This window comes from Sinomonas sp. G460-2, assembly GCF_047759905.1.
Lineage (GTDB): Bacteria > Actinomycetota > Actinomycetes > Actinomycetales > Micrococcaceae > Sinomonas.
Window position 1 is genome coordinate 1 of record NZ_JBKZWT010000568.1, and the last position, 1044, is coordinate 1044.

Below are 1044 nucleotides of genomic sequence, written 5' to 3' on the forward strand. Positions count from 1 at the left end.
CTGTTGGCAGAATCACCTGAGTGAGTCTGCACAAGAGCGAGTTCGACGGCGACGGCGCCACCCCGTTCGTCGAGCTCGACCGTGTCCGCTGGTCGCAGCTGGCGAACCGCATGGAGCAGCCCCTCAACCAAGAGGACATCGACCGCCTCCGCGGCCTGGGCGATCCCCTCGACCTGCGCGAGATCCGCGACGTCTACCTCCCGCTGAGCCGCCTGCTCGCGCTCTATGTCGAGGCCTCGGGCGAGCTCCACTCGGCGACATCGACCTTCCTCGGCGAGCAGACCCAGCGCACGCCGTTCGTGATCGGCGTGGCCGGCTCGGTCGCGGTGGGCAAGTCCACGATCGCCCGCGTGCTGCGCGAGATGCTGCGCCGCTGGCCGTCGACGCCGGACGTGCAGCTCGTCACGACGGACGGCTTCCTGTACCCGCTCGCCGAGCTCACGCGACGCGGCCTCCTCGACCGCAAGGGCTTCCCCGAGTCCTACGACCGCCGCGCCCTCCTGCGCTTCGTCGCCGAGATCAAGTCGGGCGCCGAAGAGGTGCGGGCGCCGTGGTACTCGCACCTCACGTACGACATCGTGCCCGGACGCGAGGTCGTGGTGCGCCGGCCCGATGTGCTCATCGTCGAGGGCCTCAACGTCCTCGCGCCGGCCCGCCCGCGCACCGACGGCACCACGGGCCTCGCGCTGAGCGACTTCTTCGACTTCTCGATCTACGTGGACGCGAAGACGAGCTACATCGAGGAGTGGTACGTCCAGCGCTTCCTCAAGCTGCGCTCGGGGGCGTTCGCGCAGCCCGAGAGCTACTTCCACCGCTACGCGTCGCTGTCCGATACTGAGGCGGTGAAGACGGCGCGCGGCATCTGGAAGAGCATCAACGAGCCAAACCTCGTCCAGAACGTCCTGCCCACGCGCGGGCGGGCCCAGCTGGTCCTCACGAAGGATTCCGACCACTCGATCCGGCGAATGCTCCTGCGAAAGGTCTGATCATGGTCGACGGCGCCGAGCGGCTTCCGGGCAGAACCCCAACGCGGCGCGTCGTCAC

At 68.8% G+C, this 1044-nt stretch carries 1 protein-coding gene; it reads left to right on the plus strand.

Annotation, left to right across the window (positions count from 1 at the left end; all coding sequences use genetic code 11):
• Window positions 1–20: 20 nt before the first annotated feature.
• Complete coding sequence (coaA, locus tag ACLN58_RS22505) at window positions 21–986, plus strand: type I pantothenate kinase (protein WP_415857425.1); 966 nt, start codon at window positions 21–23, stop codon at window positions 984–986.
• Window positions 987–1044: the final 58 nt, after the last annotated feature.